At 71.0% G+C, this 26,883-nt stretch carries 22 protein-coding genes and 1 pseudogene; 17 read left to right on the plus strand and 6 right to left on the minus strand.

All coding sequences use genetic code 11. The features are described from left to right. Positions 1 to 198: 198 nt before the first annotated feature. The 11 genes and pseudogenes from B9O00_RS20530 (at position 199) to B9O00_RS20580 (ending at position 13,891) form a co-directional block, all read left to right on the plus strand. Positions 199 to 1,047, plus strand: a complete 849-nt coding sequence (locus tag B9O00_RS20530) for a substrate-binding domain-containing protein (protein WP_085124600.1) — start codon at positions 199 to 201, stop codon at positions 1,045 to 1,047. Beyond that, entirely contained in the window at positions 1,044 to 2,510 is a 1,467-nt protein-coding gene (locus tag B9O00_RS20535) for a sensor histidine kinase (RefSeq protein WP_085124601.1), read from the plus strand. Before B9O00_RS20530 ends, B9O00_RS20535 begins: the two co-directional genes overlap by 4 nt. Further along, on the plus strand, positions 2,500 to 3,825 hold the full coding sequence (locus B9O00_RS20540) for a sigma-54-dependent transcriptional regulator (RefSeq protein WP_085124602.1): 1,326 nt from the start codon (positions 2,500 to 2,502) through the stop codon (positions 3,823 to 3,825). Before B9O00_RS20535 ends, B9O00_RS20540 begins: the two co-directional genes overlap by 11 nt. 176 nt (positions 3,826 to 4,001) lie before the next feature. Next, complete coding sequence (locus B9O00_RS20545) at positions 4,002 to 4,523, plus strand: arsenate reductase (azurin) small subunit (RefSeq protein WP_085124603.1); 522 nt, start codon at positions 4,002 to 4,004, stop codon at positions 4,521 to 4,523. A gap of 14 nt (positions 4,524 to 4,537) precedes the next feature. Further along, positions 4,538 to 7,075 (plus strand): arsenate reductase (azurin) large subunit, encoded by a 2,538-nt coding sequence (locus B9O00_RS20550; protein WP_085124604.1) that lies wholly within the window; start codon positions 4,538 to 4,540, stop codon positions 7,073 to 7,075. Between the two features lie 120 nt (positions 7,076 to 7,195). Then, positions 7,196 to 7,528 (plus strand): ArsR/SmtB family transcription factor, encoded by a 333-nt coding sequence (locus B9O00_RS20555; RefSeq protein WP_085124605.1) that lies wholly within the window; start codon positions 7,196 to 7,198, stop codon positions 7,526 to 7,528. A 22-nt stretch (positions 7,529 to 7,550) separates the two neighbouring features. Continuing rightward, the gene (locus tag B9O00_RS20560; RefSeq protein WP_085124606.1) at positions 7,551 to 8,081 is read left to right on the plus strand and encodes an arsenate reductase ArsC; all 531 of its coding nucleotides are present in this window, start codon (positions 7,551 to 7,553) and stop codon (positions 8,079 to 8,081) included. Between the two features lie 46 nt (positions 8,082 to 8,127). Then, a complete protein-coding gene (arsB, locus tag B9O00_RS20565) occupies positions 8,128 to 9,210 on the plus strand; it encodes an ACR3 family arsenite efflux transporter (RefSeq protein WP_085124607.1) in 1,083 nt (360 codons plus the stop codon). 50 nt (positions 9,211 to 9,260) lie between these two features. Further along, positions 9,261 to 9,971 carry an arsenical resistance protein ArsH gene (gene arsH, locus B9O00_RS20570; RefSeq protein WP_085124608.1) on the plus strand — a complete coding sequence of 237 codons (711 nt, stop codon included), beginning with the start codon at positions 9,261 to 9,263 and terminating at the stop codon, positions 9,969 to 9,971. 51 nt (positions 9,972 to 10,022) lie between these two features. Beyond that, positions 10,023 to 11,651: pseudogene (locus tag B9O00_RS20575) on the plus strand (glycosyltransferase N-terminal domain-containing protein); the annotation flags it as partial. 905 nt (positions 11,652 to 12,556) lie between these two features. Further along, positions 12,557 to 13,891, plus strand: coding sequence for an ammonium transporter (locus B9O00_RS20580; RefSeq protein WP_085124610.1), 1,335 nt, complete (start codon positions 12,557 to 12,559; stop codon positions 13,889 to 13,891). A gap of 223 nt (positions 13,892 to 14,114) precedes the next feature. Here B9O00_RS20580 and B9O00_RS20585 read toward each other — a convergent pair whose 3' ends face one another. Both B9O00_RS20585 and B9O00_RS20590 read right to left on the minus strand, forming a co-directional pair. Further along, positions 14,115 to 14,783 carry a Fe2+-dependent dioxygenase gene (locus B9O00_RS20585; RefSeq protein WP_085124611.1) on the minus strand — a complete coding sequence of 223 codons (669 nt, stop codon included), beginning with the start codon at positions 14,781 to 14,783 and terminating at the stop codon, positions 14,115 to 14,117. Positions 14,784 to 14,921: 138 nt separating this feature from the next. Beyond that, positions 14,922 to 15,653 (minus strand): GntR family transcriptional regulator, encoded by a 732-nt coding sequence (locus B9O00_RS20590; protein ID WP_085124612.1) that lies wholly within the window; start codon positions 15,651 to 15,653, stop codon positions 14,922 to 14,924. Positions 15,654 to 15,829: 176 nt separating this feature from the next. On the opposite strand from B9O00_RS20590, the gene B9O00_RS20595 reads away from it, so the two are divergent. The 5 genes from B9O00_RS20595 (at position 15,830) to B9O00_RS20615 (ending at position 21,645) form a co-directional block, all read left to right on the plus strand. Continuing rightward, positions 15,830 to 16,822, plus strand: a complete 993-nt coding sequence (locus B9O00_RS20595; RefSeq protein WP_085124613.1) for an ABC transporter ATP-binding protein — start codon at positions 15,830 to 15,832, stop codon at positions 16,820 to 16,822. Next, positions 16,819 to 17,874 (plus strand): ABC transporter ATP-binding protein, encoded by a 1,056-nt coding sequence (locus B9O00_RS20600; RefSeq protein WP_089229752.1) that lies wholly within the window; start codon positions 16,819 to 16,821, stop codon positions 17,872 to 17,874. The genes B9O00_RS20595 and B9O00_RS20600 overlap by 4 nt, the downstream gene beginning before the upstream one ends. Before the next feature lie 76 nt (positions 17,875 to 17,950). Continuing rightward, positions 17,951 to 19,741 carry an ABC transporter substrate-binding protein gene (locus tag B9O00_RS20605; RefSeq protein WP_085124614.1) on the plus strand — a complete coding sequence of 597 codons (1,791 nt, stop codon included), beginning with the start codon at positions 17,951 to 17,953 and terminating at the stop codon, positions 19,739 to 19,741. Between the two features lie 60 nt (positions 19,742 to 19,801). Further along, positions 19,802 to 20,752, plus strand: coding sequence for an ABC transporter permease (locus B9O00_RS20610; RefSeq protein WP_085124615.1), 951 nt, complete (start codon positions 19,802 to 19,804; stop codon positions 20,750 to 20,752). After that, positions 20,749 to 21,645 (plus strand): ABC transporter permease, encoded by an 897-nt coding sequence (locus B9O00_RS20615; RefSeq protein WP_085124616.1) that lies wholly within the window; start codon positions 20,749 to 20,751, stop codon positions 21,643 to 21,645. The genes B9O00_RS20610 and B9O00_RS20615 overlap by 4 nt, the downstream gene beginning before the upstream one ends. Here B9O00_RS20615 and B9O00_RS20620 read toward each other — a convergent pair. The 4 genes from B9O00_RS20620 to B9O00_RS20635 all read right to left on the minus strand — a co-directional run bounded on the left by B9O00_RS20620 (position 21,642) and on the right by B9O00_RS20635 (position 26,497). Further along, positions 21,642 to 22,436, minus strand: a complete 795-nt coding sequence (locus B9O00_RS20620) for a LysR family transcriptional regulator (protein WP_235017161.1) — start codon at positions 22,434 to 22,436, stop codon at positions 21,642 to 21,644. The genes B9O00_RS20615 and B9O00_RS20620 overlap by 4 nt on opposite strands. Continuing rightward, positions 22,321 to 22,569: a helix-turn-helix domain-containing protein gene (locus tag B9O00_RS34185; RefSeq protein ID WP_085124618.1), complete on the minus strand. Its 249-nt coding sequence runs from the start codon at positions 22,567 to 22,569 to the stop codon at positions 22,321 to 22,323. The genes B9O00_RS20620 and B9O00_RS34185 overlap by 116 nt, the downstream gene beginning before the upstream one ends. Positions 22,570 to 22,691: 122 nt before the next feature. After that, positions 22,692 to 23,762 carry an extracellular solute-binding protein gene (locus B9O00_RS20630; protein ID WP_085124619.1) on the minus strand — a complete coding sequence of 357 codons (1,071 nt, stop codon included), beginning with the start codon at positions 23,760 to 23,762 and terminating at the stop codon, positions 22,692 to 22,694. Beyond that, the gene (locus B9O00_RS20635) at positions 23,759 to 26,497 is read right to left on the minus strand and encodes a hypothetical protein (RefSeq protein WP_085124620.1); all 2,739 of its coding nucleotides are present in this window, start codon (positions 26,495 to 26,497) and stop codon (positions 23,759 to 23,761) included. Before B9O00_RS20635 ends, B9O00_RS20630 begins: the two co-directional genes overlap by 4 nt. A gap of 153 nt (positions 26,498 to 26,650) precedes the next feature. On the opposite strand from B9O00_RS20635, the gene B9O00_RS32620 reads away from it, so the two are divergent. Beyond that, positions 26,651 to 26,883, plus strand: a 233-nt coding sequence (locus tag B9O00_RS32620; RefSeq protein ID WP_143596301.1) for a helix-turn-helix domain-containing protein, incomplete at its 3' end; no start/stop codon positions are given.

Consider the following 26,883-nt stretch of genomic DNA (forward strand, 5'->3'; position numbering starts at 1 on the left):
GGTGTTTCCCGTGACTCTAGAGACCGCGAGGCACCTCTGTCACCCGAAACGCAAGGGGTCGCACGGCGACGGGCTTTGATCTCGAGGCGGCCTTGCCCTAACCTTTCGGCTCACCCGCCGGTCTGAAGCGGGACGGGAGGAACGGTGGTGGGGACCTGGCGCGGAGTCGGCTCGGCGTCGGCCGGCGGCTTCCATCGAATGACGCGGCGGCGCCTGCTGGCCGGGGCGGCGGTGGCTGTTGCCCTGCCGTCGGTCGCCCTGGCCGGGGCGGGGCCGTTGCGCTTCGGCCTGACGCCGGTCTTCCTGACCAACGACCTCGACCTGCTGTCGCGGCTGAAGGCCTACCTGAGCCGCTCGACCGGGCGGCCGGTCGAGCTGGTGCTGCGGCGGACCTATCAGGAGATCACCGCGCTGCTGGTGTCGGACCAGCTCGATGCCGCCTGGATCTGCGGCTATCCCTATGTCGAGTACCGGCAGCAGCTGGCGCTGCTCGCCATCCCGATCTGGCAGGGGCGGCCCTTCTACCAGTCCTACCTGATCACCGGCGCCGGCCGGCAGGCCGAGGGCCTCGCGGATCTCGCCGGCGACATCCACGCCTTCTCCGATCCCAACTCGAACTCGGGCTACTTGGTGACGCGCGCATTGCTCGCCGAGCGCGGCGAGCGGCCCGAGACCTTCTTCCGTCAGAGCTTCTTCACCTACGGCCACCGCAACGTCGTGCGCGCGGTCGCTTCCGGCCTGGCCGACAGCGGCAGCGTCGACGGCTACGTCTGGGAGGTCATGACCGGCACCGAGCCGGCCCTGACCGGCCGGACGCGGGTGGCCCGGCGCTCGGAATGGCTCGGCTTCCCGCCGGTGGCGGCGCCGCGCTCCGCCCTGGGCGGCGACGCCTTCGAGGCGCTGCAGCGGGCCATGCTGTCGATGGAGCGCGACGACGACGGCCGCGCCATCCTGGCCATGCTGCGGCTCGACCGCTTCGGCCCGCCCGAGGTCGGCGACTACCGGGCGATCGCCGCCAAGGCCGAGCTGGTGCGGACCCTCGGATGACCGGCCGGCTGCCGCATCCGCGCAACTGGCCGGTGACCGTGAAGGTGCCGGTCCTGGTCGCCGGCCTGATGGTCATCGTGTCGCTGCTGGTGACCGACCGCGTGCTGGAGCGCCTCGTCGAGACCCAGGAGCGGCATCTGGACGCCCTGGCGGGGACCTACCTCGACGGCCTGTCCTCCGCGGTCCTGCCCGACGTGCTGCGCGCCGACGTCTGGGAGGTGTTCGACGCCCTCGACCGCGCCCGCCTGCTCTACCAGGACCTCAACGCGGTCGAGACCATCGTGACCGATACCGACGGCGGGGTCATCGCCGCCAGCGACCCGCGCCGGCACCCGAGCCGCTCGCGGATCGCCGACGAGCGCTACGAGGCCCTGCCGCCCGGCCACGTGCTGATCGACGAGCGGCGGGGCGAGGCCCGGGTCAGGCGGATCCTGACCTACCAGGCGCGGCCGGTCGGCGCGATCGACGCGCGGCTCGACGTCTCGGGCCTGCTGGCCGAGCGCCGCGAGGTCCTGACCACGCTGCTGCTCACCAATCTGGCCCTGACGCTGCTGATGGCGGCGGTCGGCTATCTCGCGGTCCGGCGGATGATGCGTCCGGTGCAGGTGCTGTCCGACCACCTGAGCCAGGGGCAGCAGGGGCGCATGGTGCTGATCCCGGACCGCGAGCTGGCGGCGCCGGGGACCGAGTTCGGCCAGCTGTTCCGCCGCTACAACGCCATGGCCTCCGCGGTCAACGAGCGGGAGATGCTGTCCGAGCAGCTGGCCCGCGAGGAGACGCTGGCCAGCCTCGGTCGGCTCGCCTCGGGGATGGCCCACGAGATCAACAACCCGCTCGGCGGGCTGTTCAACACGATCGACACCCTGCGCCGCCACGGCGAGAAGCAGGAGGTCCGCGAGCGCTCGATCGAGCTGCTGGGCCGGGGGCTCGCCGGCATCCGCGACGTGGTCCGGGCCTCGCTGGTCGCCTATCGCAGCGATCGCGCCGCCGCCGCGCTGACCCGCGAGGACCTGGAGGACCTGCGCGTCCTGGTGGAGCCGGAGCTGCGCCGCAAGCGCCTGCGGATCGACTGGGACAACCGCGTCGAGGGCCCGCTCGCGCTGCCGGGCGGCGCGGTCCGCGACGTCCTGCTCAACCTGCTGCTCAACGCCTGTGCGGCGACCCCCGAAGGCGGGCGGATCGGCTTCGAGGCGACGACCGGCCATCGGGTCCTGCGGCTGGTCGTGGAGGACGAGGGGCCGGGGCTGCCGGACAAGGCCCTCGCTTATCTGAGCAACCCGCAGGCCAGCCGGGCGCCGGTCGAGGACCGCTCCGGACTGGGACTCTGGATGGTGCGCCGCCTCGTCGACGAACGAGGCGGCAGCCTGGAGGCCCGGAACAAGGAAGCCGGGGGCGCCTGGGTCGGGCTGACCCTGCCGGAGCGCGCGCCCGAGAAGGCGGAGGAGCTGCGCCATGTCGCTTGAGGGTCGGCGCGTCGGCCTGATCGAGGACGACGCGATCATGGGCGAGTCGCTGGCCCAGAGCCTGGAGCTGGAGGGCTGCGCCGTCGACTGGTGGCGCACCGGCGAGGACGCGATCAGCGGGCTGACCGCGCTGCCGCACGACCTGGTGATCTGCGACATCCGCCTGCCGGACATGACCGGCGAGGCGGTGTTCCGCGCGTTCAGCCGGGCCGAGGCCGCGACCCCCTTCCTCTTCATGACGGCCTACGGCGACATCGACCACGCGGTCGCGCTGATGCGCGCCGGCGCCGCGGACTATCTGACCAAGCCCTTCGACATGCGCAGCTTCATCGACCGTGCCGGCGCCCTGGTAGATCGGCTCGGAGCGTGCCGCCGCGCGGACGGGGAGCTGCCGGTCCTGGGCGTCTCGCCGGAGATGCGCCACCTGGAGGAGCAGCTCGGCCGGCTGGCCGCTCGCCCGGCGACCGTGCTGCTCGAGGGCGAGACGGGCGTCGGCAAGGAGGTCTGCGCGCGCTTCCTGCACCGCCGGTCGCCGGCCGCCGACAGGCCCTTCGTCGCGGTGAACTGCGCGGCGATCCCGGCCGACCTGATGGAGAGCGAGCTGTTCGGCCACGAGAAGGGCGCCTTCACAGGGGCCACCGCCCGGCACCTGGGCTATGCCGAGCGCGCCGGCGGCGGCGTGCTGTTCCTGGACGAGATCGGGGAGCTGCCGCTGCCGCTGCAGGGCAAGCTGCTGCGGCTGATCGAGGAGCGCTCCTTCGTCCGGCTCGGCGGCGAGCGGCCGCAGGCCTTTCCGGCGCGCGTGCTCTGCGCGACGAACGCCGGCCTCGGACGGCGCGTGAGCGAGGGCCGGTTCCGCGAGGATCTCTTCTACCGCATCAACGTCGTCACCATCGACGTCCCGCCGCTGCGCAACCGCCCCGACGACGTGCTCTGGCTGTTCGAGCGCTTCTTCGAGGAGCAGGCGCGCGACAGCGGCTTCGAAGGGCGCGTCAGCGCGCTGGTCGAGGAGGCCCTCCTGGCGCACGACTGGCCGGGCAACGCCCGGGAGCTCAGGAACCGCGTCGAGCGGGCGCTGGCACTCTGCGTCGGAGAGGTCGTCGGCCCGGCCGACCTCTTTCCCGAGCACGGCGCCGGCGGGGCGGATGCCGCCCCGGTCGGCTCCCTGGCCGCGGTGCGCTCCGCCGCCGAGCGACGGCAGATCCTGAGGGCGCTCGACGCGACCGGCGGACGCCTCGCCGAGGCGGCCAGGGCCTTGAACGTCTCCCGGACCACGCTCTGGGAGAAGATGCGCCGCTACGGCATCGACCAGTAGCCGGTGCCGCGTCCGGATTCCCGAACGTCGCGCGGGCGGCGTCCGGATCGGCGGACGCCCGGAGGCGTCGGGACCGCGCCAGTTCCCAGGATTTCTGCGGATTCCGACGGCCGGCGGCGGCCGGCACGGCCCTTGCTCCCTGCTCCGGCAACAACCAAGCGAGAGGGAGGGAGCCCATGACCCGTTGCAGCAAGCTCGTCGATGTCGGACGCCGCCAGTTCCTGCGCGGCGGCGCCATCGCGGCGGCCGGAGCGGCCGCCGCCGTCGCTGCGCCGCCGCCGAGCCGCGCGGCGATACCGGGGGCCCGCGTCGACTATCCGTCGACGCGCCTTGCCAACCTGGCCGACCTGAAGCCGGACGATCCGCTCGATGTCGCCTATCCGGACGACCAGGCGCCCGGCGTGCTGCTGAAGCTCGGCCGCAAGGTCGAGGGCGGCGTCGGCCCGGACGGCGACATCGTCGGCTTCACGACGACCTGCCCGCACAAGGGCTTCCCGCTGAGCTACGCGGCGGCGAGCCGGACCTTCAACTGCCCCGGCCACTACTCGGTCTTCGATGCCGAGCAGGGCGGTCAGCAGGTCTGGGGCCACGCGACCCAGAACCTGCCGCAGTACGTGCTGCGCGTCGACGCCAAGGGCGACATCTACGCCGAGGGCCTCGACGAGCTGCTCTACGGCCGCCTGTCGAACGTGCTCTGAGGGAGGGATCGGACATGGCCTACAAGCGTCAGATCGACCGTCTGCCGATCATCCCGGCCGACGCCAGGAGACAGAACGTCGTCTGCCAGTTCTGCATCGTCGGCTGCGGCTATCACGCCTACAGCTGGCCGGTGAACCGCCAGGGCGGCACCGAGCCCGCGCGCAACGCCTTCGGCGTCGATCTCGCCAAGCAGCAGCCCGCGGAGACCGCTGCCTGGTACGCGCCCTCGATGTACAACATCGTCAAGCAGGACGGGCAGGACCATCACCTCGTCATCAAGCCGGACAAGGCCTGCTCGGTGAACGGCGGCCTCGGCTCGGTGCGCGGCGCGCGCATGGCCGAGATGAGCTTCTCGGAGGCCCGCTCGACCCAGCAGCAGCGCCTGACCGATCCGCAGGTCTGGCGCTACGGCCAGCTGCAGCCGACCTCCTGGGACGACGCTCTGGACCTGGTCGCCCGGGTCACGGCGGCGGTGATCAGGGAGCAGGGCGAGGACGGCCTGATCGTCTCGGCCTTCGACCACGGCGGCGCCGGCGGCGGCTACGAGAACACCTGGGGCACCGGCAAGCTCTACTTCGGCGCCATGAAGGTGAAGAACATCCGCATCCACAACCGGCCGGCCTACAACTCGGAGGTCCACGCGACCCGCGACATGGGCGTCGGCGAGCTCAACAACGCCTACGAGGACGCCGAGCTGGCCGACACCATCGTCGCGGTCGGCACCAACGCGCTGGAGACCCAGACCAACTACTTCCTGAACCACTGGGTGCCGAACCTGCGCGGCAGCTCCGTCGCCAAGAAGCGGCAGATGCTGCCGGACGAGCCGCACGAGGCGGCGCGCATCGTCGTCGTCGACCCGCGGCGCACCGTCACGGTCAACGCCTGCGAGATCGAGGCAGGCAAGGACCGGGTCCTGCACCTGGCGATCAAGTCCGGCACCGACCTGGCGCTGTTCAACGCGCTCTTCGCCTACATCGCCGACCAGGGCTGGGTCGACCGCGCCTTCATCGACGCCTCGACCACGCACGACGCGCCGCCGCGTCCGGCGCTCTATCCGGCCCACGGCGTCTCCGACGCCAAGCCGGGGCACCTGACCAGCTTCGAGGCCGCTGTCGAGGGCTGCCGGCTGTCGATCGAGGAGGCCGCGAAGATCACCGGCCTCGACCCGAAGGACATCGTCAAGGCGGCCGAGTGGATCGCCAAGCCCAAGGACGGCGGCAAGCGCCGCCGGACCATGTTCAGCTACGAGAAGGGACTGATCTGGGGCAACGACAACTACCGGACCAACGGCGGGCTGGTGAACATCGCGCTGGCAACGGGCAATGTCGGCCGGCCGGGCGGCGGCGTCGTGCGCATGGGCGGCCACCAGGAGGGCTACGTGCGCCCCTCCGACGCTCACGTCGGCCGGCCCGCGGCCTACGTCGACCAGCTGCTGATCTCGGGCCGGGGCGGCGTCCACCACGTCTGGGCCTGCGACCACTACAAGACGACGCTCAACGCCCATGCCTTCAAGTCGGCCTACAAGAAGCGCACCGACATGGTGAAGGACGCCATGAACTCGGTGCCCTGGGGCGACCGCGACCTGATGGTCGAGACGATCATGGCGGCGATCCGGCAGGGCGGCCTCTTCGCCGTCGACGTCGACATCGTGCCGACCCGGATCGGGCAGGCCTGCCACGTCGTCCTGCCGGCGGCGACCGCGGGCGAGATGAACCTGACCTCGATGAACGGCGAGCGGCGCATGCGCCTGACCGAGCGCTACATGGACCCGCCAGGCCAGGCCCTGCCCGACTGCCTGATCGCGGCGCGTCTCGCCAACCACCTGGAGCGGGTGATCCGCGACGCCGGCGACGCCGCCTACGCCGACCAGTTCAAGGGCTTCGACTGGCAGAGCGAGGAGGACGCCTTCATGGACGGCTACCACGGCCATGCCGGCGGCGGCGAGCACGTCACCTACGAGCGTCTGCGGGCGATGGGCACCAACGGCTTCCAGGAGCCGGCGACCGGCTTCGAGGGCGGCAGGATCGTCGGCACGAAGCGGCTCTACACCGACGGGACGTTCTCGACGCAGGACGGCAAGGCCCGCTTCATGGATGCGCCCTGGCGCGGCCTGCAGGCACCGGGCAAGAGCGAGCAGCAGGCGGCCTACCGCTTCCTGATCAACAACGGCCGGGCCAACCAGGTCTGGCAGTCGGCCTATCTCGACCTGCAGAACGACTTCGTCATGGAGCGCTGGCCCTTCCCCTTCATCGAGATGCATCCCGACGACATGGCCGAGCTCGGCGTCGGGCAGGGCGACCTGGTGGAGGTCTTCAACGACGCAGGCGCGACCCAGGCGATGGCCTATCCGACGCCGACGGCCCGGCGCGGCGAGACCTTCATGCTGTTCGCCTATCCGATGGGCGTGCAGGGCAACGTCGTCAACGCCGGCACCAACGAGCTGGTCATCCCCAACTACAAGCAGACCTGGGGCGACATCCGGAAGATCGCCGACGCGCCGAAGGCGGTCGCCGGCACCTCCTTCAAGTCGAAGGAATACAGCGCCGGCTGACCCCCGGTCGGCCGGCCAGCCTTGCACGGCTCCAGGCGGCAGCGCCCGCCTGGAGCCGTCTGCTTCTCTTCCGACCGTTCCGGGCTTGACGGGGATCCATATTTCGGGAATTCTCGATATATGGATAAGACGGCCTCTCTCGCAGCGCTCAGCGCCCTGGCCCAGGAGACCCGCCTGGAGGCCTTCCGGCTGCTGATGCAGAGCGAGCCGGAGGGGCTCGTCGCCGGCGAGATCGCCGAGCGGCTCGGCGTGCTCCAGAACACCCTGTCGAGCAACCTCGCGGTGCTCGAGCGCGCCGGCCTGATCCGCGGCACGCGGGAAGGCCGCTCGATCCGCTACCGCGCCGAGCTGGAGGGCATGCGCAAGCTGCTCGCCTTCCTGATGGAGGATTGCTGCGGCAGCCGCCCGGAGCTCTGCCGGGCCCTGCTCGATGAACTGGTCTGCACCTGCTGAACGCAAGGAAGGAAGACGCCCGATGCCCGACGCCGACAAGCTCTCCGGCGACAAGCTCTACAACGTCCTGTTTCTCTGCACCGGCAACTCGGCGCGCTCGATCTTGGCCGAGGCGATCCTCAACCGGGTCGGGGCCGGGCGCTTCCACGCCTACTCGGCCGGCTCGCACCCGAAGGGCGCGCCGCACCCCTACGCGCTCGAGCTGCTGAAGAAGCTGCACTACGACGTCGGCTTCGCCCGCTCGAAGAGCTGGGACGAGTTCGCCGGCCCCGACGCGCCGCCGATGGACTTCGTCTTCACGGTCTGCGACAGCGCCGCCGCCGAGGTCTGCCCGGTCTGGCCGGGCCAGCCGATGACCGCGCACTGGGGCCTGGCCGACCCGGCCGCGGTCGAGGGCAGCGAGATGGAGCAGCGCCTCGCCTTCGCCGAGGCCTACCGGCTGCTCGACAACCGCATCTCGATCTTCACCAGCCTGCCGGTGCACCGGCTCGACAAGCTGAGCCTGCAGCGCCGCCTCGACGAGATCGGCCGCAAGCTGCCGGATACCGCCTGACGGCCGCGGCCCGAACCTCCCGATCACACCAGCAGGCAGGAGCGTCATGACCAATGGCAGTCTCGCCGAGCGGCCGGCACCCGCCGGCGGCATCGGCGTCTTCGAGAAGTGGCTCTCGCTCTGGGTCGCGCTCTGCATCGCCGCAGGCGTCGGCCTGGGCAGCCTGCTGCCCGGCCTCTTCGCGCAGCTGGCGGCGCTGGAGTACGCCAAGGTCAACCTGGTCGTCGCCCTGCTGATCTGGGCGATGGTCTACCCGATGATGGTCAACGTCGACTTCGCCAGCCTCGGCCACATCGCCGACAAGCCGAAGGGCCTGGTCATCACCATCGTCATCAACTGGCTGATCAAGCCCTTCACCATGGCCGCGCTCGGCCTGCTGTTCTTCAAGGTCCTGTTCGCCGGGCTGGTCGCCCCGGCCGAGGCCCAGCAGTACATCGCCGGCATGATCCTGCTGGGCGCCGCACCCTGCACCGCCATGGTCTTCGTCTGGTCCCAGCTGACCCGGGGCGACGCGACCTACACCCTGGTCCAGGTCTCGGTGAACGACATCGTCATGATCTTCGCCTTCGCGCCGATCGTGGCCCTGCTGCTCGGCGTCACCGACATCGCCGTGCCCTGGGAGACGCTGCTGCTCTCGGTCGGGCTCTACGTCGTGATCCCGCTGATCGCGGGCGCCGTCACCCGCCATCGCCTGACCAGCCACGCCCGCCGGGGAGAGAGCGCCCAGGCCGCGGTCGGGCGCTTCACCGACGGCATCAAGCCGGTCTCGGTGCTCGGCCTGCTGGCCACCGTGGTGCTGCTGTTCGGCTTCCAGGGCCAGGTGATCCTGGCACAGCCGCTGGTCATCGCGCTGATCGCCGTGCCGCTGCTGCTCCAGTCCTACGGCATCTTCGCCCTGGCCTACGGGGTCGCCTGGGCCTGGCGGGTGCCGTTCCCGATCGCGGCGCCCTGCGCCCTGATCGGCACCTCCAACTTCTTCGAGCTCGCGGTCGCCGTCGCGATCAGCCTGTTCGGCCTGGACTCCGGCGCGGCGCTGGCCACCGTGGTCGGCGTCCTGGTCGAGGTTCCGGTCATGCTGTCGCTGGTCGCCTTCGCCAACCGCACGCGCCATGCCTTCCCGGAGGCGTGACGGCGCCCGATCCTGCTGACCGCCGGCGCTCTTCCCGCTATTCAGGCCCGATGACCGACCTGCCCAACGTCGAACCCGACCTCCTGGCGATCCCCGAGCCGGAGCGGCTGCGCCCCGCCGCGCCGGCGACGCACCGGCCCCGCATCCTGCTGCTCTACGGCTCCCTGCGCGAGCGCTCCTACAGCCGCTTCCTGGCGCTGGAGGCCCAGCGGCTGCTCGAGACCTTCGGCGCCGAGACCCGGCTCTATCACCCGACGGGCCTGCCGCTGCCCGACGGCGCGCCGGCCGAGCACCCGAAGGTCGCCGAGCTGCGCCAGCTGGCGGCCTGGTCCGAGGGCATGGTCTGGTGCTCGCCCGAGCGGCACGGCGCGATGAGCGCCGTGCTCAAGGCCCAGATCGACTGGATCCCGCTGGCGCTCGGCGCGGTCCGCCCGACCCAGGGCAAGACGCTGGCCGTGATGCAGGTCAGCGGCGGCTCGCAGTCGTTCAACGCCGTCAACCAGATGCGCGTGCTCGGCCGCTGGATGCGCATGCTGACCATCCCGAACCAGTCCTCGGTGCCCAAGGCCTTCCTGGAGTTCGACGAGGCCGGCCGGATGAAGCCCTCGGCGCTCTACGACCGCGTCGTCGACGTGATGGAGGAGCTGGTCAAGTTCACCATTCTGACCCGCGACGTCGCCCCCTACCTGGTCGACCGCTACAGCGAGCGGAAGGAAAGCGCCGCCGAACTCTCGCTCCGCGTCAATCAGCGGTCGATCTGATCGCGTCGGCGGGCTTGGGAGGGGCGTCGCACTGCGCTATAGCAGCGCGCGGTGAGCGACGATCTGAACGATAGACGGAACGGCCTGGTCCTGGTCACGGGCGCCAGCGGCTTTGTCGGCCGGCGCCTCTGCGCCTGCCTGCGCGACGCGGGCTTCCGCGTGCGCGGCGCCCTGCGCCGGCCCGGCCGCCCGGTGCCGGCCGGCGTCGAGCCGGTCGTGGTCGGCGAGATCGGCCCCGAGACCGACTGGTCGGCGGCGCTGACCGGCGTCGTCGCGGTCGTGCACTGCGCCAACCTGGCCCATGTCGCGGCGCGCGACCCGGCGGCGCTGGCCAGGGCGCGGCAGGTCAACGTCGAGGGCAGCGCCGCGCTGGCGCGCCAGGCCTCCGGGCACGGCGTCGAGCGCTTCCTCTACCTGAGCTCGCTGCTCGCGCGGCAGGCCGAGCAGGCGCCGGCACGCGGCGATCCCTACGCGGCGACCAAGCTCGAGGCCGAGGCGGCGCTGCGCCGGATCGCCGCCGGCAGCGCCATGGAACTGGCGATCCTCAGGCCGCCGCTGATCTACGGCCCCGGCGCCGGCGCCAACTTCGCCCGGCTGCTGCGCGCCCTCGAGGGCGGCTGGCCGCTGCCCTTCGGCGCCATCGAGAACCGGCGCTCCTTCCTCTGGATCGACAACCTGGCGGAGCTGGTCTCGATCCTGCTCCGCCATCCCCTGCCGGTCGCCGGCAGCTACGAGCCCCAGGACCCCGAGCCGCTGTCGACGCCGGCCTTCTGCCGGGCCCTCGGGGCGGCGCTCGGCCGGCACGCGCGCCTGCTGCCGGTGCCGCCGGTGCTGCTGCGCCTGGCCGGGCAGCTGAGCGGCCGCCGGCGCCTGGTCGAGAGCCTGACCGGCAACCTGGTCGCCGACGACCGCAGCCTGCGCGAGGGCCTCGGCTGGGTCGCGCCGCTCGGCACCGCCGAGGCGCTGCAGCGCAGCCTCGCCGGCCGGGCGCGCCGGACAGGGCAGGGCGGGGCAGGGCAGGGCGGGGCGGAGGGCGGCGCGCGCGCGGCGGCGCGGCCGGCGGCCTGGCTCGAGGCGCTCTACGGCGGCCTCGCCCTCGCCCTGGCCCTGGTCCGCCCGCTGCTCCGGCTCTATCTGGCGCGCCGTGCCGGGCGCGGCCGCGAGGATCCGGCGCGTCTTGCCGAGCGCTGGGGCGGCGGGGCGGCCGCGCGGCCCGAGGGTCGGCTCTACTGGCTGCACGCCGCGAGCAACGGCGAGCTGACCTCGGCGCTGCCGCTGATCGAGGAGATCGGCCGGCGGCGACCCGACTGGCAGCTGCTGGTCACGACCGGCACGGTGACCTCGGCGCGTCTCGCCGCGGAGCGCCTGCCGGCCGGCGCGCTGCACCGCTTCCTGCCGATCGACGAGCCCAGGGCGGTCGAGGGCTTCTTCTCGGCCTGGCGTCCCGACCTCGGGCTGATCGTCGAGTCCGAGCTCTGGCCGATGCTGCTGCGCCGGGCGCGCCGCCGCGGCCTGCCGCTGGCCCTGGTCAACGGCCGCATGTCGCCGCGCTCCTTCCGCGTCTGGCGGGCGCTCGGGCCGATCGCGCGCGACCTGATCGGCTGCTTCCGGCTGGTGCTGGCGCAGAGCCGGTCCGACGCCCGGCGCCTGGCCGAGCTCGGCGCGCCGGCGCGCTGCCTCGGCAACCTCAAGGACTGCGCGGCCCCGCTGCCGGCCGACCCGGACGAGCTGCGCCGGCTGCGTCAGGCGACGGTCGGCCGCACGCTCTGGCTCGCCGCCTCGACCCATCCGGGCGAGGAGGCGATGGTCGCCGACGCCCATCGGGCGATCTCGGTCTCCCAGGGCAGCCTCCTGACCATCCTGGCGCCGCGTCACGCCCGGCGCGGCGCGGCGGTGCGCCGGCTGCTCGAGCAGCGCGGCCTGACCGTCGCGCAGCGCAGCCGCGGCGAGCCGATCGAGGCGACGACCGACGTCTATCTCGCCGACACCATGGGCGAGCTCGGGCTGTGGTACCGCCTGGCGCGCCTCGCCTTCGTCGGCGGGTCCCTGGTGCCGCACGGCGGCCAGAACCCGCTGGAGGCGGCCAAGCTGGGTTGTGCCGTTGTCAGCGGCCGCCAGGTCGTCAACTTCCAGGAGACGGTCGACCGGCTGGAGGCCGCCGGCGGCATCCTGCTGGTCGAGGACACCAACGGCCTCGCCGCCGCCGTCGGCGCCCTGCTCGCCGACCCGCACCGGCGCCAGGCCCAGGCCGAGCAGGGCCTCGCCGCGGCCGAGGCCCAGGCCGGCGCGCTGGCCGAGATCGTCGAGGCGCTCGACCCGCTGTTCGCCGAGGCCGAGCGCCGCTGAAGACGGCGATGCCTTCTTGTTGGGCAGTGCAGTCAACTATGCCCGTTTTCTGAGCATATTTTTCGACACTTCCCCAGCGGACCGGCCGCTCGGGCTCGGCGAGCCTCGCCATGCACCCGGACTCCCGCGCTTGGCACGGAACTTGATGAACCGTGGCAGAGCGGCCGCGCAGCGGAGGGGACCCGGCCGGGTTCAGCCGCGGTGTCCAGGACCGCAGGTCCAAGAAGAGGGGACATTGGATGTTGGCAACAGCTGTACCTGTCCGGCCGGGGCGTCGTCGGCTCCGGGCCATCGAGGTGCTCGGCGGCGCGCTGGGCGGATTGCTCCTGCTGCTCGCGGCGCCGCACGTCGCATTGGCCGAGGATGCCACGCTCAGCGGCGGCGATACCGCCTGGATGCTGACCTCGACGGCGCTGGTCCTGATGATGACGGTTCCGGGACTGTTCCTGTTCTACGCAGGCATGGTGCGCAAGAAGAACGTCCTGGCCATGTGCATGCAGGTCTTCGCGACCTGCTGCCTGGTGACCATCATCTGGATGATCGTCGGCTACAGCCTGGCTTTCTCCGGTGAAGGTGCCTACATCGGCGACCTCGGGCGCTTCTTCCTGGCGGGCATGGGGGTCGACACGCTGAAGGGCACGATCCCCGAGTCGGTCTTCATGATGTTCCAGATGACCTTCGCGATCATCACGCCGGCGCTGATCGTCGGCGCCTTCGCCGATCGCATGAAGTTCTCGGCGCTGCTCTGGTTCATGGGACTCTGGAGCATCCTGGTCTACCCGGTCGTCTGCCACTGGGTGTGGGGCGCCGGCGGCTGGGTCGGCGGCCTCGGCGCGCTCGACTTCGCCGGCGGCACCGTCGTCCACATCAACGCCGGTATCGCCGGCCTGGTGACGACCCTGGTGCTCGGCAAGCGCATGGGCTACGGCCAGGAGAACATGGCGCCGCACAACCTGGTGCTGACCATGATCGGCGCCTCGCTGCTGTGGGTCGGCTGGTTCGGCTTCAACGCCGGCTCGGAGCTGGCGGCCGACGGCCGCGCCGGCATGGCGATGACGGTCACCCAGATCGCGACCGGCATGGCGGCGCTGGCCTGGATGTTCGCGGAGTGGCTGAAGGTCGGCAAGCCGAGCGTGCTGGGCATCGCCTCGGGTGCCGTCGCCGGCCTGGTCGCGATCACCCCGGCCTCGGGCTTCGTCGGCCCGGGCGGCGCCCTGGCCATCGGCATCGCCGCCGGCGTGATCTGCTACCTCGCCTCGACGAGCCTGAAGAACGCCCTCGGCTACGACGACTCGCTAGACGTGTTCGGCGTCCACGCGGTCGGCGGCATCGTCGGCGCGCTGCTGACCGGCGTCTTCGCGGTCGAGTCGATCGGCGGCACCCCGGGCCTGCTCGAGGGCAACCCCGGCCAGGTCTGGACCCAGCTGCTGGCGGTGCTCGCGACCATCGTCTGGTCGGGCCTCGTGTCCTGGATCATCCTGATGGTCATCGACAAGACCATCGGTCTCCGGGTCTCGCCGGAAGTCGAGCGCGACGGCCTCGACATCGGCCTGCACGGCGAGACCGTGCACTGACGAAGCGTTCCGAGGGGCGGCGCCCGGCCAGGCCGGGCGCCGCCTTCGGCGTTTCTGGACCCTCCTTCTGGAACCCGGGGCCGGGAAGCGGTTGCGGCAGCCTGGAACAGATCGCGCGACGCCCTCCGGGGCTATCGACCGGGGCCGGCCTCGCGCGACCGGGCGAGGCCGGCGGCGGATCCGCCGGGTCGCGATCCGCCGGGTTGCGATCCGGTCCGGGCGCTCAGGGCTGCCACCAGGCTCGCAGCAGGTTGAACAGCGCGTTCTTCAGGGTGGTCAGCTCCGGCGCGTCCGGCTGGCGCGCCTCGAGCTGGTTCTTGGCGTCGCTGAGGTCGACCAGGATCTGCCGCTGCAGCGGGTCGCCGATGTAGCTCTGCAGCCAGGTGACCGCGGCCAGGCGCGAGCCGCGGGTGACCGGCGCCACGTGGTGGCGCACCGTGGTCGGATAGACCACCGCCTCGCCGACGCCGTACTTGATCCGGGTCTCGACGTCGCCATGGTTCATCACCAGGTCGCCACCGTCGTAGTCGGCCGGATCGGTCAGGAAGATCGTCATCGAGAGGTCGGCGCGGAAGCGGCCGTCGTTGAGCGACGGCGCGTCGACGTGGTCGCCGTACTCCATGCCGATGTCGTAGCGGTTGTAGGTCGGCGGCGCGACCATCTTGACCAGGGTCTTGTCGCGCAGCTTCTGCGAGCGCGCGACAGCGTCGCGGACGATCTGGTCGGCCTGCTTGCGTGCCTCGCTGCCGCGGGCCAGCTGCAGGTTGTTCTTGATCAGGGCGGCCTGGCCCGAGGCGGTCGTGCGGCCGTCCTCGAAGGCGCCATTGAGCAGCAGGCCGCGCAGCACCTCGGCCTCGTGGCGCTGCAGCATGTCGGGAATGCGGATGATCACGGCGGAACCGCCCTTCGGTCGTGGTCGAGCGCCGGCCGGCCGGCCGGTCGGTTCCGAGCGATAGACCGAATCGCCGGGCGGGGCAAATGCGCTGGATCAAGGTGCCGGACGACGGCACGGCGGGGTCGCGGCGGAGGGCTAGCCGTCCTCGGCCGGTGCCGTGCCGCCGCCCAGCGCCGCCCACAGCTCGGGCGACCAGGAGGCGACGACCGATTCGATGTGGCGGCGAACCGCCTCGGCCGCGCACGCCGGATCGCCGGCGGCCAGGGCCTCGATGAGCCGGCGGTGCTGGCCGGCGGCCGGCAGCCGCTCGGCCGCGGCCTCGCCCAGGCCGGCGCGGTTGCCGACGGTGTAGCGGTGCATGTGCAGCAGGCAGCGCGACAGGATCGGCTGCAGCGCGACCAGTCCGGAGGTCTCGAGCAGGCTGCGGTGGAAGGCGTGGTCGAGCTCGTGCAGGGCATAGCTGTCGCCAGCGCCCTCGGCCTGCTCCATGCGGCCGACCAGGGCCTCCAGCCCGGCCAGCTCGGCCTCGCCGCAGCGCTCGGCGGCGCGCGCCGCGGCGGTCTGCTCGATCTGCAGGCGGATGCGCACCATCTCGGCGGCCTCGGGCGCCGAGGTGTGCGAGACGACCGTGCCGCGGTAGCCGCGGCGCAGCACCAGGCCGTCCTCCTGCAGGCGCAGCAGGGCCTCGCGCACCGTGCCCTGGCTGCAGCCCATCGCCGCGGCGATCTGCTGCTCGAGCAGCGCCTGGCCGGCGGCCAGTTCGCGCAGCAAAATGGCTCGCTTGAGCGCATGATAGACGGCGCCCGCCTTGCGCTGGCGCAGCGGGGCGGGGGCGTCGTCGGTCAGCAGCCTGGCGATCTCGTTCATCGGGCCTTCCGGGGTCCAAATCGCCGGTTGACAGCCTTCGGAGCCCCCATAAGATCAATATCGATAATGATATTTGCTGCCTCCCCCGGAAGCAACCGGAGCCGTTCCTTGCAGCCCCTGCGCGCGATGGTGAGCCGGACCGATATCGCCTGCGGCCGCGGGACGAGGAACTGACGATGGCGGCCCTGCTCGAGATCCGGGACCTCGGCGTCGAATTCCGCACCCCGGCCGGCGTGGTCAAGGCGGTCAACGGCGTCTCCTTCGATGTCGGGCGCGGCGAGGTCGTGGCCCTGGTCGGCGAGTCGGGCAGCGGCAAGTCGGTGACCGCGCTGTCCGTGCTGCAGCTGATCGCGCAGCCGCCGGGGCGCATCGCCGGCGGCCGGGTGCTGTTCGAGGGCTGCGACCTGCTGGCGCTCGACGAGGCGGCGATCCGCCACGTCCGCGGCCGGCGCATCGCCATGGTCTTCCAGGAGCCGATGACCTCGCTGAACCCGGTGCTGTCGATCGGCCGGCAGATGACTGAGGCGCTGCGCCTGCATCTCGGCCTCTCGGCGGCGGCGGCGCGCCAGCGCGCGGTCGCGCTGCTCGACCAGGTCGGCATCGCCGAGCCGCAGCGTCGCCTCCGGCAGTATCCGCACCAGCTGTCGGGCGGCATGCGCCAGCGCGTGATGATCGCCATGGCGCTGAGCTGCGAGCCGGAGCTGATCATCGCCGACGAGCCGACGACGGCGCTCGACGTCACCATCCAGGCGCAGATCCTGGAGATCATGCAGGACCTCTGCCGGCGCCTCGGCGTGGCGCTGCTGATCATCACCCACAACCTGGGAATCGTCGCGCGCTACGCCGACCGGGTTAACGTGATGTACGCCGGCCGGATCGTCGAGAGCGGCCCGGCGGCGGCGCTCTACCGCCGTCCCGCGCATCCCTACACCGTCGGCCTGCTGAACTCCGTGCCGCGCCTCGACCGGCCGCGCGGCCGGCCGCTGGAGCCGATCCCCGGCAGCCCGCCGGACCTGCACCTGCTGCCGGCCGGCTGCGCCTTCGCGCCGCGCTGCAGCCTGGCCGAGGCGCCTTGCCGGATCGCGCCGCCGCCGCTGCGGGCGCTCGGCGACGGCCAGGCCTCGGCCTGCTTCGAGGTCGAGCGGCTGCTCGCCGGCGTGCCGGCATGAGCGGCCGGGCGCAGGCCGGGCAGGCGCCGGCTGGCCAGGTGCAGGCCGGCCGGGGCGGAGAGGCGCTGGTCGAGCTGCGCCAGCTGCGCAAGTACTTCCCGGTGCGCGGCGGCATCCTGTTCGGCCGCACGGTGAGCCAGGTCAAGGCGGTCGACGGCGTCTCGCTGTCGATCGGGCGCAGCGAGACCCTCGGGCTGGTCGGCGAGTCCGGCTGCGGCAAGTCGACGATCGGGCGCTGCCTGCTCAAGCTGGAGGCGCCGAGCGCCGGCCAGGTGATCTTCGACGGCCAGGACATCGCCGGCCTCGACCGCAGCGCGACCAAGGCCCTGCGCCGGCGCGTCCAGGCCGTGTTCCAGGACCCCTACAGCTCGCTCAACCCGCGCATGACCGTGGCCGAGATCGTCGGCGAGCCGCTGCTGGTCCACGGCGTCGAGCCGGGCGCCGCCGGGCGCCGCCGGCGGGCCGGCCAGCTGCTCGAGCTCTGCGGCCTCTCGGCCCGGCTGATCGACCGCTACCCGCACGAGATGAGCGGCGGCCAGCGCCAGCGCGTCGGCATCGCCCGGGCGCTCGCGCTCAGGCCCGACTTCGTGGTCTGCGACGAGGCGGTCTCGGCGCTCGACGTCTCGATCCAGGCGCAGATCGTGCGCCTGCTCGAGGACCTGAGGGCCGAGCTCGGCCTCACCTACCTCTTCATCGGCCACGACCTCTCGGTCGTCCGCCACATCAGCCATCGGGTCGCGGTCATGTACCTCGGCCACCTGGTCGAGGTCGCCGACACCGACAGCCTGTTCGACGATCCCCGCCATCCCTACACCCAGGCGCTGCTGAGCGCGGTGCCGGTGCCGGATCCCGAGGTCGAGCGCCACCGTCCCCGGCGTATCGTCGAGGGCGAGATCCCGAGCCCGATGAACCCGCCCCCGGGCTGCGTCTTCCACACGCGCTGCCCGCTGGCCGACGAGGTCTGCCGCCGGCAGGTGCCGGCCCTGGAGCCGCTCGGGGCCGGGCGCGCCGTCGCCTGCTTCAAGGCCGGGCCGGCGGCGGTCCCGGCGTGAGCGGACGAGAGGCAAGGAGAGCCGGGAGCGAGCCCGGCCGCGATGTCGAGCGAACGAGGAACAGAGGAGGTGTGACATGACGAACGAGACTCCGCGACTGAGCGCCGCCGAGGCCACCCGCATCGAGCGCGAGCTGGCCGAGGCCTACGATTTCGATCCCAGGGACCCGCTGTTCGGCCTGACCACCGAGCAGCTGTCCGGCCCGAAGCTGGGCCGGCGCGCGGTGCTGCGCCTGCTCGCCGCGGCCGGCACGCTGAGCGCCTGGCACCTGCTGCCCGGCGCCGGCGCGCCGCGCCCGGCCGAGGCGGCCGCGGGCGGCGGCACCCTGACCTGCGGCTGGGCCGGCGTCGGCGAGATCACGACCCTGGATCCCGCGCAGATGAACCAGGTGCTGCAGTTCCAGATCACCTCGAACGTGCTGAGCGGGCTGACCCACATCGACGCCAAGCTGGTCGCCCAGGGCGACCTGGCCGAGAGCTGGACGGTCTCCGACGACGGCACGGTCTACGACTTCAAGCTGCGCGAGGGCGTCACCTTCCACAACGGCGACCCCTTCACGGCCGACGACGTGCTGTTCACCTACGAGCGCTCGAAGGATCCCAAGAAGTCGATCCATTCGCGCGTGCTGGCCAACGTCAAGTCGGTCGAGAAGAAGGGCGACCACCAGGTCGTCATCACCCTGTCCAAGCCTCAGGCCTCGTTCCTGGTCAAGACCCTGGAACGCGCCAGCGGCCGGGCCATGACCATCGTCTGCCGCGGCGCCATGGCGAAGATGGGCGAGGCCCAGTACGGCCTGATGCCGGTCGGCACCGGCCCCTTCAGGATCACCGCCCACGAGCTCGGCCAGGGCGTGACGCTGGAGAAGTTCGACAAGTACTACGACCCCTCGCGGCCCAAGCTCGACAAGGTCGTGATCAAGCCGATCATCGACGCCGAGCCGCTGGCCGCCGCCATGGAGGCCGGCGACATCCAGCTGATCGGCGGCAACCCGATGGCCCCGGAGCTGGTCGACCGCTTCGCCGCCAACGACCAGATGGTGGTCAACACGACGGCGCTGCCGGGTTTCCAGTCGGTCTGGATCAATCCCTGGCACGACCACATGAAGGTCACCGACTTCAACAAGCCTCTCGAGGAGCTGATGAAGGAGAAGGGCTTCATGGTGCGCCTGGCGATCGCCAAGGCCCTCGACCGCGAGCGCTTCATCAAGCAGGCGCAGTTCGGCCGCGGCACGGCGGCCTACGGGACCATCAACCCGGCCATGGGCTTCTACTTCGACGAGGGGCTGGCCGAGACCAGCAACCAGCGCTTCGATCCCGCCGAGGCCAAGAAGTTGATGGCGGCCGCCGGCTATCCCGACGGCAAGGGCTTCCCCAAGCTGCGCCTGCTGGCCACGCCCTCGCAGCGCCGCGAGGCGCAGATCGTCGCCGCCATGCTGAAGGAGCACGTCGGCATCGAGACCGAGATCCAGACCAAGGACTTCCCGGTGCTGATCGAGGACTCCGACAAGATGGACTTCGACCTGATGCGGCTCGGCAGCGGCGGCGACTACGACCCCGACGACGGCCTGGTCGACTGGATGCAGACCGCCTCCAAGTTCAACGGCCGCCTGCGCGACAAGTCGAAGTATCCCTTCGGCTACTTCTCCGACAAGGAGGTCGACGCGCTGACCGACCAGCAGAGCGCGACCGCCGACATCGAGAAGCGCAAGGCCCTGGTCCAGAAGGCCAACAAGATCACCTCCGACAAGGTGGCCAGCGGCTTCCTGTTCCACGGCGCCGACGTGCTGGTCTACCACAAGAAGGTGAACTTCCCGGCCGAGAGCCGGATTCCCGGCCTGGTCGACCTCGACCGCGTCTCGCTGACCTGATCCGGCACCAGGGAGGCGGCCGGGACCGGCCGCCTCCCGCCACGGGAGCTGCCCCCCGGCATGTACCGCTACGTCTTCCGTCGCTGTCTCGGCGCCCTGCTGGTGATGTGGGCGGTCGCGACCCTGGTCTTCTTCATGCTGCGCGTCGTACCCGGCGATCCCTTCGCGGCCATGACCTTCGACGCCGGCGACGCCCAGTCGATTGCCGCCCTCAAGGACAAGCTCGGCTACGGCCAGCCGGTCGTCGTGCAGTACGGCAAGTGGCTGTGGCACGCCGTGCAGGGCGACCTCGGCAACTCGATCTACGGCAGCCGGGTGCCGGTCAACGGCATGATCGCCGAGGCCTTTCCGCGCACCCTCTCGCTGGCGACGCTGTCCTTCCTGCTGGCGCTCGTCATCGCCATTCCGGCCGGCCTGATCGCGGCGACCCGGCGCAACACGCCGCTCGACCACGGGGTCACCCTGGTCGCCTTCCTCGGCCTCTCGATGCCCGACTTCTGGCTGGCCATCCTGCTGATCATCTTCTTCGCCGCCGGCCTGCAGTGGCTGCCGGCGATCGGCTACGCGCCGCTCAGCGACGGCTTCTGGCCCTGGCTGTCGCACCTGATCATCCCGGCGGTCGCCGCCGGCACGGCCTTCTCGGCGATCATCGCGCGGATGCTGCGCTCGGCGCTGATCGAGGTGCTGCAGACCGACTACATGCGCACCGCCCGGGCCAAGGGCCTGGGCGCCCGGGCGCTGCTGCTCGGCCAGGCCCTGCCCAACGCCCTGATCCCGGTGATCACGGTCATGGGCATCGCCTTCGCGCTGCTGATGTCGAGCACGGTGATCGTCGAGAACGTCTGCGCCATCAAGGGCCTGGGGCGCCTGCTGATCCAGAGCATCCTCAACCGCGACTACCCGGCGGTGCAGGGCGCGATCCTGGTGGTCTCGGCGATCTTCGTCTTCTCCAACCTGGCGGTCGACCTGCTCTACGGGCTGATCGACCCGCGCATCCGCTACGTCAAATGACCGCGACCCTGCCGGGCGACGCCCCCCTCGACGAGCCGATCGCGCTGCAGCGGCCGACCCGCAGGCAGCGCCTGCGCGCCGTGCTCGGCGCCGACCGCAAGGCGCAGGTCGGCCTCGCCGTGCTCGCGGTCTTCGCCGTCGCCGGGATCTTCGGCGCCCTCATCGCGCCCTACGATCCCAACGCCATGGCCTTCGACATGCTGACGGCGCCGTCCTGGGCGCATCCGCTCGGCACCGACGACCTCGGCCGGGACCTGCTCAGCCGGATCATCGTCGGCACCCAGGTCTCGCTCTTCGTCGGCGTCTCGACGGTCGGCATCGCCCTGGTCGTCGGGGTCACGCTCGGCCTGCTCGCCGGCTACCTCGGCGGCTGGCTGGACGACATCATCATGCGCTACGTCGACCTGCAGTGGGCCTTCCCGAACATCATCATCGCCGTCTACCTGGTCGCGGTCTTCGGCAACGGCCTGACCAACGTCATCGCCGCGGTGTCGCTGGCCTTCGTCGACGACTTCGCCCGCGTCTCGCGCTCCATGGTGCTGTCGATCCGCGAGGAGCAGTACGTCGCCGCCGCCCGCACCGTCGGCGTCTCGGACTTCCGCATCATGTGGCGCCACATCCTGCCCAACGCGACGGCGCCGATCATCGTCCAGGCGACGGTCAGCGTGTCCTACGCGATCCTCGCCGAGGCCAGCCTGTCGTTCCTCGGCCTCGGTGTCGAATCCTCGACCCCGACCTGGGGCCTGATCCTCTCGGACGCGCGCAGCTTCGTCTCGCGCGCCTGGTGGCTCGGCATCTTCCCGGGCCTGGCGATCATGCTGACCGTGCTGTCGATCAACTTCATCGGCGACGCCCTGCGCGACTACTTCGACGTCCGCGAGACGGCAGGCTAGGCCGGCGGCCGCCCGCCTGCCGCAGCGTCCGGCGTCCCGTCCGGCGGGACCGGTCCGGCGAGGTCCCGGCACTGGGCCTCGATCTCCGCCGTGACCTCCCGCAGCCCGGCCAGGCCGCGCTCCAGGAGCGCCGGGTCGGCAGGCGACCTGCTGTAGATCAGGCAGCCCCGGCGCCGGAAGACCGGCGCCTCCCGGACCGGATGGAGGGCACCGGCGCGGAGCTGGCCGAGCACCATGCGGACGGGCAGGTAGGCGCTGCCGCCGAACTCCAGGATGTAGCGGACCGCGATCGAGCCGAGCCCTGCCGACAGCGCGTGCGGCAGGTCGGGAAAGGCCGCATCGTGGCTGTATTTGAACGCCTCGCCCCAGTCGACCAGCGTGTAGCCCCGCCGCCAGGTCGCCTCGTCGACCCGGCAGTCGCCGTGCGTCGTCAGCAGCATGAGCTGGTCGCTGAGGAACTCCTCGATCTCCAGCCCGTGGGCCCGCTCGGGCTCGTACATCACGCCGATGTCGAGGACGCCGTCGCGCAGGTGCCGCATCAGGCCGGGCGAATAGTCGGACTCGACGTGGATGGAGACGGCGGGCGCCTCGCGGTGCATCCACTCGACCCACCGCAGCTCGAGCTGGTCCCAGAGGCTCGGGGCGACGCCGAGGCTCAGCGACGCCCTGTAGGCGTCAGGCAGGGCGACGTCGCCCTTGGCCCTCTGCCACAGCCGGCGCATCGATTCGCCGTGCCGGAGCAGACGCTCGCCGGCCGGCGTCAGCGCGGCGCCCCCGTTCGAAGAGGGCACGTCCCAGCTCGCTCTCCAGGGCCCGGATCCGGGCGCTCACCGTCGACTGGGTGACGTTCAGGTTCTCCGCCGCCTTGCGGAAGTTTCCCGTCGCGACGACCTCGAGGAATGTGCGGATCTGGTCGATATGCATGTCTTGCGCCAGCCGGCGGCGCCGACCGGCGCCGGCGCCGCCAGTCTAGAGGGCTCGCGGCGATCTGTATGCGGCGATCCGCGCCCGGCCGCCGGCGGGCCGGAGGGCCGGGCGCGGAGGCCTCAGTTCGACGCCGCCTTCACGCGCTCCAGGACCTTGCCTTCCATGTCCTCGATGCCCGCCGGGACGCTCGGCATGAACTTCAGGTTGGCGAGGGCCTTCTCGTCGAACGCGGCTTCGACCGCCGCCCGCGATTCGGCCGGCATGAGCTCGATGGCGCCCTTGACCGCGCCGATCGCCCCGGAGGAGCCCGAGATCAGGGTGACGATCTCGGGCTGCATCACGAAGTTGATCCACTTGTAGGCCGCATCGTCGGCCTCCCCCTTGGCGGGGATCGAGAAGGTGTCGATCCAGGCCAGGGCGCCCGTGCGCGGCGGCACGAAGACGATGTTGTGGTTCTGGCCGTAGAGCTTGAAGGCCGTCGAATCCCAGGCGTCCGACAGGACGACCTCGCCCGAGAGCATCAGGCGCGTCAGGTCGTCCCCGCCGGTCCAGTAGGTCTTCACGTTGGCCTTGCAGGCAATCAGCTTCTCGGTCAGGGCGTCGAGGATCTTCTGGTACTCGGCCGGGTCGCGGTAGGCCTTGAAGGGGTCCTTGCCCATGTCGAAGGCCATGCCGAGCAGGATCGCGCGCTTGAGCCGCATCGACACGCGGCCCTTGTACCGCGGGTCGCAGAGATCGCTCCAGGACTTGGCGTCCGGCGCCTTGGACCTGTCGACGATCAGGCCCTGCGTGCCCCAGACGTGCGGCACCGAATAGATCTTGCCGTCGATCTTCGCATTGTCCTCCATGGCCTTCATCATCTCCGGCCGGAACACCGTGGTGTCGATCCTGGAGAGGTCGAGCGGCTTGTAGATGCCGTACTCGGTCTGCGCCGCGACGATGCGCGACACGCTGGGCTGCGCCAGGTCGAAGCCCGCGCCACCGGTCGCGCGCAGCTTGGCGACCATCTCCTCGTTGTTCGACAGGGTCACCTGGACGTCGATGTCCGGGTACTTCTTCTTGAACAGCGCGACGACCGCGTCCGGAGCATAGCCGCCCCAGGTCAGGAGCCTGAGCGTCTCCGCCTGGCTGGCGGTCGCGCAGCAGAGAATGGCGGCTCCGGCGAGAAGTCCTTTGAGCACCCTGTTCATTGCGCCTTCTCCTCGTTGATTTCTGATGGGATCCCGAGCTCTGCCCGGGAGGTGTCGTCACTGAGAAGAACGAAGTACGGCACGTTGGAAAGATCGTCTGCGAGCCCCGGAAAGAAGGTCGAGCAGGGCTGACCGTCTATTTCGAAGTAGTATTGGAGGGGGAACGGCGACCTCGTGTATTCCCCCGGAATGCGGGCGGTGTAACCGTCGCTGGTCCAGAGCATGTCGACGCAGTGCCACGGCTCCGATTGATTGACGTGCCGGTAGTGCAGGAAGACGGTCCGGCGCGGCGCGTCGACCGGCGCGCAGGACAGCTCGAGATCGGTACCGGGACGGAAGCCCTCCGGCGGAAGATGCCGGCAGGCCTGCCGCTGGGATGCCGACCAGCTCCCGATCAGCTCGACCTGGCACCGGCCCAGCGCGCTGTCGTGCGAGCGGACCGTCCGGTTCGCCTCGATCAGCTCCGCCATGTCCAGGATGTCCTGGTCGATCGCCGGCAGCCGGTCGTCCCAGCGGCCGCGGAGCCAGGAATGCGGGCCATAGGTGATGTCCGGAACATAGACCGCCTGGCAGGCCTGCGCCGCCCGCGCCCAGGCGTCGCGCGCCCGCCGATAGTGCTCGATGGCTCCGTCCGCCGCCCGGGCCTCGTCCGACAGCAGGTAGAGCTCCCACAGCACGGCGGCCCTGACCTTCTCGGCGAAGAACCTGCCGACGGCGGCCAGGATCGCGACGTCCACCGAGAGGCGGCGGAAGTCGGCGTCCGGATCGCGGACCAGGGGTTCGGCACGGGCGATCTCGAGCGCCGCCGCCGTCGCGAGCCGGTCCAGCCAGTTCGCCCAGGTCAGCGGCGAGAGCTTGCGGACGGCGTCGCCAAGATGGACGGCCTGCGCGAACTCGCTCGGCGACATGAACAGCTGCGGATCGCAGGCCCCGACGGTCCCGAAGCGGGCCGGCTTGAGCAGCTCGTAGCCGTAGGGCAGGGCCGGCGCCTCCCGGACGACCGACATGTTCTGGTACATCTCGGGCCAGTAGGAGTTGTTGGACGCGGTCGGCGTGTGGGCGAGGGTGATGAGGGGCAGGATGCGGCTGGCGCTGGCCAGTGCCCGCTCGCAGTGTCCGGCGACCTCGCCGAACTGCCGGTCCAGATAGCGCCGAAACGCCTGCGGATCGGCTTCGGGGTCGTAGAGCGAGCGTCCCCAGACACGATAGGTGTAGGCGAACTTCTGCCAGTCGTGCGGCTCGCTCCAGGCCTCGGCCCGATAGCCGATGCGGTTGCCGGGGAGTCCCGTCCCCATCCGGCCCTTGAAGGACAGCGGCTCGCAGAGCTCCACTCCCTGAGAGCCGCAGAAGGTCGCGTTCCGGCCGTAGCCGCCGGCCAGGGCGGCATCGCCCCAGAGCAGGATGCGCATCGTGCCCGGCCAGATCCGGTAGACGACGTCGTACGGCCGGTCCTGCCGCAGCAGGTCGCCGTAGCTGTAGCGCATGAACTTCCGGCTGCCCTCGCTGAACTGCCACTTGCCGGCATGCTTCTCGGCATCGCGCCCGGAATAGAAGACCGCCTGATGGTTCTCCGGCTGCTCGAGCGGCCGGATGGACGCCTGGTGATAGGGCAGCCCCAGGTGCTCGGAGGTGTACTTGGGCGAAATGCCGACCGGCATGCCCGTCGCCAGGGCGGTATCGATCAGCGTCTCGTCGATGCCCTTGGCATGCAGGTCGAGACGGATCGTGCGGCCGGCCGTCTTGACCGCCTCGAAGTAGGTCTCCCAGAAGTCGTAGCTGCCTTCGGGAATGCCGCACTCGACGTGGACGCGCAGCGTGAGGCCGCTGATCTCCGGCACCTCCGCGAGGATCAGTGCCAGCGCGTCGCGGCAGTAGCGGGCGAGGTTCCCGGACTCGAGTCCGGTGATCTGGTGGTTGGCGTTCGGGCAGTCGTCGAAGTCGTAGCTCTGGGTCCAGAGCGCCAGCTGGAACTCCAGTCCGCGGCGCTCCGCCTCCCGCGCGATGAACTTCAAGGTTTCCAGGTTTCGGTCGCGTTCGCCGTCCGTGAGGTTCGAGACCTCGACGCCGGCGCCCGGAACCGAGACGAGGAACGGATAGGCGAGATAGAAGTAGACGTCCGTTATGAACTCGTTGCCGTAGGGGTAGTTGTACTGCATGCCCAGGGTGAGCGAGATCCGGTTGAACCGATGGGTCACCAGGAGCGTCAGGTACTCCTCCCAGCCCGCTCGATCGTGAAACCAGGAGAGATCCTCGACGACACTCTGAAAGCAGCGGGAGATGCTGCGGACCTTCGCCGTCGGCCTGTTCACCAGAGGGGGCGAGAAATGAAGCCCGCTCGGCACGGCGCCGCCGAACCGCGCGCGGTCCGCGAGTTCGGTGATCGCGTAGATCAGGCCGCGGACGTCGCTGCCGTAGACGTAGAGGTCGGGGGTCTGCCCGGCCCCGGGAAAGATCGCGAAGGATTCCGGCGCCTCGGGAAGCTCGACCACGGCGAGCTGGCTTATCCAGTCGATTTCCCGGCTCGGGCCCAGGGCGAAGTTCAGGACCGTTTCGCTGCGGGAATCCCCGCGCATCTCGGCAAAGGGGAGCAGCCTGACCGGCAGCTCGCCGAGCCGGCTTCTCAGCTCGCCGAGGCCCCACTCGATCTGCGGCACGCTCGAAGCGGCGATCCCTCCGACGAACCTGAAGTAGATGTCGTTCGTCGCGACGGCCGAGGGCTTCTTCTGGGGATCCATTCCGGCGAGCCATTCATCCGAGGGTCGTTCACCGTCGGCCGGTGATCTGCGGTTGAATGCTAGAGCAGTTTCTCAGCTGACGGAATCGTTAGGGATTCCGGCGCGCCGGGAAATCTGATTCAAGATGCCGGCTGGTGAGGGAGGCCAGCCTGCATGACGCGACCTCTATCGATGGACATCCGGGAACGGCTGGTTCGGGCGGTTGACGGCGGCATGAGCCGGCGGTCTGCGGCCAAGCGCTTCGGTGTCTCGGCTTCGGCGGCGATCAAGTGGGTCGAGCAATGGCATCGGAGCGGCACGGTCGAGCCGCGGCCGCAGGGCGGCGACCGCCGTTCGCAGCATCTCGAGGCTCATGCCGAGGAGATCCTTGGCCTGGTCGAGCAGAC

It is taken from the genome of Tistlia consotensis USBA 355, from assembly GCF_900177295.1.
Taxonomy (GTDB): Bacteria; Pseudomonadota; Alphaproteobacteria; order Kiloniellales; family DSM-21159; genus Tistlia; species Tistlia consotensis.

Excerpts from the sequence above, each read along its gene's own strand:
- B9O00_RS20605 (WP_085124614.1), top strand. The coding sequence starts at position 17,951 with ATGACGAACGAGACTCCGCGACTGAGCGCCGCCGAGGCCACCCGCATC.
- B9O00_RS20540 (WP_085124602.1), top strand. The coding sequence starts at position 2,500 with ATGTCGCTTGAGGGTCGGCGCGTCGGCCTGATCGAGGACGACGCGATC.
- B9O00_RS20550 (WP_085124604.1), top strand. The coding sequence starts at position 4,538 with ATGGCCTACAAGCGTCAGATCGACCGTCTGCCGATCATCCCGGCCGAC.
- B9O00_RS20610 (WP_085124615.1), top strand. The coding sequence starts at position 19,802 with ATGTACCGCTACGTCTTCCGTCGCTGTCTCGGCGCCCTGCTGGTGATG.
- B9O00_RS20615 (WP_085124616.1), top strand. The coding sequence starts at position 20,749 with ATGACCGCGACCCTGCCGGGCGACGCCCCCCTCGACGAGCCGATCGCG.
- B9O00_RS20580 (WP_085124610.1), top strand. The coding sequence starts at position 12,557 with ATGTTGGCAACAGCTGTACCTGTCCGGCCGGGGCGTCGTCGGCTCCGG.
- B9O00_RS20545 (WP_085124603.1), top strand. The coding sequence starts at position 4,002 with ATGACCCGTTGCAGCAAGCTCGTCGATGTCGGACGCCGCCAGTTCCTG.
- B9O00_RS20555 (WP_085124605.1), top strand. The coding sequence starts at position 7,196 with ATGGATAAGACGGCCTCTCTCGCAGCGCTCAGCGCCCTGGCCCAGGAG.
- arsH (WP_085124608.1), top strand. The coding sequence starts at position 9,261 with ATGACCGACCTGCCCAACGTCGAACCCGACCTCCTGGCGATCCCCGAG.
- B9O00_RS20530 (WP_085124600.1), top strand. The coding sequence starts at position 199 with ATGACGCGGCGGCGCCTGCTGGCCGGGGCGGCGGTGGCTGTTGCCCTG.
- B9O00_RS20535 (WP_085124601.1), top strand. The coding sequence starts at position 1,044 with ATGACCGGCCGGCTGCCGCATCCGCGCAACTGGCCGGTGACCGTGAAG.
- B9O00_RS20590 (WP_085124612.1), bottom strand. The coding sequence starts at position 15,653 with ATGAACGAGATCGCCAGGCTGCTGACCGACGACGCCCCCGCCCCGCTG.
- B9O00_RS20560 (WP_085124606.1), top strand. The coding sequence starts at position 7,551 with ATGCCCGACGCCGACAAGCTCTCCGGCGACAAGCTCTACAACGTCCTG.
- arsB (WP_085124607.1), top strand. The coding sequence starts at position 8,128 with ATGACCAATGGCAGTCTCGCCGAGCGGCCGGCACCCGCCGGCGGCATC.
- B9O00_RS20595 (WP_085124613.1), top strand. The coding sequence starts at position 15,830 with ATGGCGGCCCTGCTCGAGATCCGGGACCTCGGCGTCGAATTCCGCACC.
- B9O00_RS20600 (WP_089229752.1), top strand. The coding sequence starts at position 16,819 with ATGAGCGGCCGGGCGCAGGCCGGGCAGGCGCCGGCTGGCCAGGTGCAG.
- B9O00_RS20630 (WP_085124619.1), bottom strand. The coding sequence starts at position 23,762 with ATGAACAGGGTGCTCAAAGGACTTCTCGCCGGAGCCGCCATTCTCTGC.
- B9O00_RS34185 (WP_085124618.1), bottom strand. The coding sequence starts at position 22,569 with ATGCATATCGACCAGATCCGCACATTCCTCGAGGTCGTCGCGACGGGA.
- B9O00_RS20635 (WP_085124620.1), bottom strand. The coding sequence starts at position 26,497 with ATGGATCCCCAGAAGAAGCCCTCGGCCGTCGCGACGAACGACATCTAC.